Raw genomic sequence first — 6,201 nt, 5'->3', positions numbered from 1 at the left:
TGAATTTTGATCCATGTACTTACAGTAATTACACGGCTCCAAGTAATCTAGATTTATTACTTCAGGTTTTAGATGCGGATAGTGATGGTACTCCGGATCATTTAGATTTAGATTCTGATGGAGATGGTTGTCCAGATAGTTTAGAAGGTGATGCAGGTTTAGTATATGCTAATTTAAATAGCGATGGTAGTATAAACGCTTCTGTAAATGATAACGGAATACCTATTGCAACAAATGTTGGTGCCGCCGGAGCAGGAACAACTGGTCAGGATGATGTGTCATCAACAAATGATGCCATACAGGCTGCAGAGTGCGATTCTTGTAATACCTCAAGTTCTCTTTATTCTGATAATGATAATGATGGTATTGGTAATGATTGTGATTTAGACGATGATAATGATGGGATTTTAGATGTCGATGAATGTTATGAAAGTAATGCAACTAATGTTCTACCAGATGGTATTCAAGACGGAAATTTTCCTGTTGGATATTGGGATGCAGAATATTATGACGGTTTCTTTGCTATAGCCGGATCAACGTTTGGGAACAGTAATCAAGATAGCCAGTTAAACGGTAGTGTTGGAACACCTGTTTTTAAAGGCGAAGCCTTTTTAGGTATAAATTCATTTAGTTTTACAGACTCGAGATCATATTCACAAACAGGACCTTTCGATACCAATACAAGTACAAGTTTAGTTCCTGCTAATTATGTGGGCTCAAATTCAGATAATATTACATTTCAACCTTACTATCAAACAATATTTAAAAGGCAGTTTACTTTGCCTGGTCAATTATCATTTGGTGGTCCTGGTTTTGGCGTTGATGATGTTCTAGAAGTGTTTGTTAATGGATCGAGAGTAAGTTTTAAAGCATTTTGTTGTGGATCAACTTCAAGCCCGAATACAGCAGAAAGTATTACGGTAAACCCTCAGGATGAAATTGAAATAAGATATACAAATTTGGGATATATAGGGGGCTACTCGTTTAATTTTGAATTTTCAACAGCTTGTAATAATGATATAGACGGAGATGGCGTTCCGAATGGTTTAGATTTAGATTCTGATGGAGATGGTTGTCCAGATAGTTTAGAAGGTGATGCAGGTTTAGTATATGCTAATTTAAATAGCGATGGTAGTATAAACGCTTCTGTAAATGATAACGGAATACCTATTGCAACAAATGTTGGTGCGGCCGGAGCAGGAATAACTGGCCAAGATGATGTGTCATCAACAAATGATGCCATACAGGCTTCAGAGTGCGATTCTTGCAATACCTCAAGTTCTCTTTATTCTGATAATGATAAAGATGGTATACCGGATGGTTGTGATTTAGACGACGACAATGACGGTATTTTAGATGTAGATGAATACAATAAAAATTGTGGAGCAAGTTCTTCTACTAATATACATTTTACAGATTCATCGCACAACCAAATAACTGCAAATAGTAATGATGGAGACTTAATAGCCTATATTAAAGACTTTGATAGCGATGTTACAGCTATAGCTACGACAACAATAGGTTCAGGTAGTTTCGGAGCTACTTCTCCTAATTATACCGACGGTACTATACAGGTAGATATGCAAAGTCGTAATTCAATTAATGGTGTTACCGGTACTTCAACGGAAATTGTATTTTCAGAACTCATACTATCATCAGAATTTAATGTAAGAAGTTTAGCAAGAAATGGCTCAGGTTCTTATAACGAAAGTCAAAATATTAAATTTTTTAATAATGGCGTTCAGGTTGAATTCCCTGCTGTTATTTATGCAACAAGTGGTACAGTAGGTACAGGAGCTTCTTACGACCCGGTTAGTGGAGATGCAATAGCGGCAATTGTAGGAGGATCGGCGCAAGAAGCAAATTTTAGATTTAATATAGATAAGCCCATAGATAGAATTGTAATAGCTCAGGCATCTGACGCGAATGCCGATAATATTGGTTGGAGAGTTAGTATTTTGTGTCCTTTTTATGCGGATACAGATGATGATGGTATTTATGATCATTTAGACCTCGATAGCGATAACGATGGCTGTTTTGATGCCCTAGAAGGCGATGCAGGTTTAGTATATGCTAATTTAAATAGCGATGGTAGTATAAATACTTCTGTAAATGATAACGGAATACCTATTGCAACAAATGTTGGTACTGCAGGAGCGGGAACAGAAGGTCAAGATGATGTGTCTTCAATTAATGACTCCGTACAAGCTGCAGAGTGCGATCCGTGTAATAGCTTAAGTTCGCTTTTCTCTGATAATGATTTAGATACTATTGGCGATTATTGTGATTTAGATGATGATAACGATGGTATTTTAGATACTGTAGAGCAATCTTGTGGAAATGGCACAGAAGCCATATCTGCTGCTGCGGTTAATGCATCAATCGATAATGTTGCATTGCATGATGGAACAAATACACCACAGCTATTAACACAAAACTTTACTGTTCCTGGTTGTCCTGTGGATGGTGATGCTATATCTTACACAGTAACCGCGTTTCCGTCTAGAGCGGCCTCTAATAATGTTAATATATGCGCAGATGTCGATTCGTTTAAAGGATTTACTAATGCTGCTTATGGTGATAATATTGGTATCGATAAACTTGCTGGTTGCGATGGAGGAATTAGATACCGAATTGAGTTTACTAGTGGTGCCGAAATTTTAGACCTTTCAAGTCTTTCACATGGTAATTTAGCTGCAGATGAAGCTTTAATTATAACTTCTAATGTGCCTTTATTTGGGCAAACTTATAAAAGACCTGATTTTAATGCTAGTACAGATAATACGGGAACAAATGGTGGGCCAACCGTTAGCGGAAGCGGAACAAATAGTGTAGCTTTTGATAATGTTGCTGGTGGTTTCGGAGGGAATTTGAATGTTTGGGAAGTAAACTCAAACGGCGAAAAAGTAGAATGGGTAGAAATTGACTATTACAGAAGCTCAGGTTCTACTGCACTTTCATATGAATCTTTTACATTAAACCATGTAGTTCCTTGTGATGCAGATTGTGATGGTATACCTAATTATTTAGATTTAGATTCTGATGGAGATGGGTGTAGTGATGCCGATGAAGCTTATAACAATATCGATGCCGATGATAATGATACGGGAATTTATGGACCAGATACACCAACATTAGCAAATGGAGGTGTCGATGCAAATGGATTAGTAATTTTAGCTGGAGTTACCGGAAATGCATACAACACAATACCTGCAACTACTGCCGGGGGATTAAATACTTTTGAAGAAGGAATGACCTTAGCTATAGATACAGCACCTTCAAATGAAGTAAAATGTGAAAAAGAAACAGCGCAGTTTGATGCTGTTGCAAGTGCTGCACCAGTTGCGGGGAATACTGGAACTACTGCAAGTACAGATGTTACCTATCAGTGGTCTGTTAGTACTGATGGAGCTACTTATTCTAATTTAGCTTCCGAGACAGGTACTGTGGCAAGTGGGACGACAGTTTCACTCGAGTTAACAAATGTTACTAATACCATGGATGGAAACATCTATAGAGTCGTTTTTACAAATGAGGCTAATATTTGTTTCGCTGAGGCGGAAGCTACCTTAACCGTAAATCCTTTAGACGATGCCAGTTTCAGTTATGCAGCTGCCGCATATTGTTTAGATGCTACGGATCCAACCCCAACCATTACAGGGTTAGCCGGCGGAACATTCTCAAGTGGAGCAGGTTTATCAATCAATGCTTCAACCGGAGTAATTGATGTGAGCGCATCAACTCCTGCAACTTATACAGTAACATATACGTCGGCGGGAACATGTCCAAATACTTCAACAGCTTCAGTAACAATCAATGCTTTAGACGATGCCAGTTTCAGTTATGCTGCTGCCGCATATTGTGTAGATGCTACGGATCCAACCCCAACAATTACAGGGTTAGCCGGCGGAACATTCTCAAGTGGAGCAGGTTTATCAATCAATGGTTCAACCGGAGTAATTGATGTGAGTGCATCAACTCCTGCGACTTATACAGTAACATATACTACGGCGGGAACATGTCCAAATACTTCAACAGCTTCAGTAACAATCAATGCTTTAGACGATGCCAGTTTCAGTTATGCTGCTGCCGCATATTGTGTAGATGCTACGGATCCAACCCCAACAATTACAGGATTATCAGGCGGAACATTCTCAAGTGGAGCAGGTTTATCAATCAATGGTTCAACCGGAGTAATTGATGTGAGCGCATCAACTCCTGCAACTTATACAGTAACATATACGACGGCGGGAACATGTCCAAATACTTCAACAGCTTCAGTAACAATCAATGCTTTAGACGATGCCAGTTTCAGTTATGCAGCTGCCGCATATTGTGTAGATGCTACGGATCCAACCCCAACAATTACAGGATTAGCCGGCGGAACATTTTCAAGTGGAGCAGGTTTATCAATCAATGGTTCAACGGGAGCAATTGATGTGAGCGCATCAACTCCTGCAACTTATACAGTAACATATACCACGGCGGGAACATGTCCAAATAGTTCAACAGCTTCAGTAACAATCAATGCTTTAGACGATGCCAGTTTCAGTTATGCTGCTGCCGCATATTGTGTAGATGCTACGGATCCAACCCCAACAATTACAGGATTAGCCGGCGGAACATTTTCAAGTGGAGCAGGTTTATCCATCAATGGTTCAACGGGAGCGATTGATGTGAGCGCCTCAACTCCTGCAACTTATACAGTAACATATACTACGGCGGGAACATGTCCAAATAGTTCAACAGCTTCAGTAACAATCAATGCTTTAGACGATGCCAGTTTCAGTTATGCTGCTGCCGCATATTGTGTAGATGCTACGGATCCAACCCCAACAATTACAGGATTAGCCGGCGGAACATTTTCAAGTGGAGCAGGTTTATCCATCAATGGTTCAACGGGAGCGATTGATGTGAGTGCATCAACTCCTGCAACTTATACAGTAACATATACGTCGGCGGGAACGTGTCCAAATAGTTCAACAGCTTCAGTAACAATAAATGATGTGCCTAATGCTCCTGTTATTACAGGAGACGGACTTCTTTGTAATACTGAAACGACGACTTTATCAACAACAGCGACGGGAACTATAATATGGAGTTCAAGTTCTCCTGGAGTAGCATCGATTGACGCTAATACCGGAGTAGTTACTGCTGTATCTGCAGGATCAACTAATATTACTTATACAGTATCAGATGGAAATTCTTGTTCTACTGAATCTCCGGCATTCACTATTATTGTGAGCTGTATCGATGCTGTAATTAATGACTTCACAGCAACTCCAGTAGATGGCGTTGCTGGAGGAACAGCAGGCGATGTTACAGCCAACGATACCTTAAATGGCGCAGCTGTAGATGATACCTTAATCAACATCACTTTAGATAATGATGGCGGATTAACGGGCGTTACTATCGATGCTGATGGAAACGTCATTGTACCAGCAGATACAGACTCAGGAAACTACACCTTAACGTATACCATTTGTGAAAAAGCCGTACCAAGTAACTGTGATACCACGACAGTAGATATCGTAGTAGATGGGACCATCGATGCTGTAATCAACGACTTCACAGCAAGTCCAGTAGATGGCGTTGTCGGAGGAACAGCAGGCGATGTTACAGCCAATGATACTTTAAATGGCACTCTAGTAGATGATACCTTAATCAACATTACATTAGATAACGATGGCGGATTAACGGGCGTTACTATTGATGCTGACGGAAACGTTATTGTACCAGCAGATGCAGACTCAGGAAACTACACCTTAACGTATACGATTTGTGAAAAAGCCGTACCAAGTAACTGTGATACCACGACAGTAGATATCGTAGTAGATGGTACTATCGAAGCTGTAATCAATGACTTCACAGCAAGTCCAGTAGATGGCGTTGCCGGTGGGACAGCAGGCGATGTTACAGCGAATGATACCTTAAATGGCACTCTAGTAGATGATACCTTAATCAACATCACATTAGATAATGATGGCGGATTAACCGGCGTTACTATCGATGCTGACGGAAACGTCATTGTACCAGCAGATGCAGACTCAGGAAACTACACCTTAACGTATACCATTTGTGAAAAAGCCGTACCAAGTAACTGTGATACCACGACAGTAGATATCGTAGTAGACGGTACCATCGATGCTGTAATCAACGACTTCACAGCAACTCCAGTAGATGGCGTTGCCGGAGGAACAG

Annotated in this window: 1 protein-coding gene; it reads left to right on the top strand. The window is 40.2% G+C overall.

Going from position 1 to position 6,201, the window contains the following annotated elements; genetic code table 11:
* On the top strand, positions 1-6,201 hold a 6,201-nt coding region (locus ACJJV4_RS07650; RefSeq protein ID WP_405293075.1), incomplete at both ends, for a beta strand repeat-containing protein.

Origin of the sequence: Algibacter sp. Ld11 (assembly GCF_045066735.1) — a bacterium.
Classification (GTDB): domain Bacteria; phylum Bacteroidota; class Bacteroidia; order Flavobacteriales; family Flavobacteriaceae; genus Algibacter.
The sequence above is the reverse complement of the archived record's forward strand: the minus strand, read 5'-3'. Positions and strand labels throughout refer to the sequence as shown.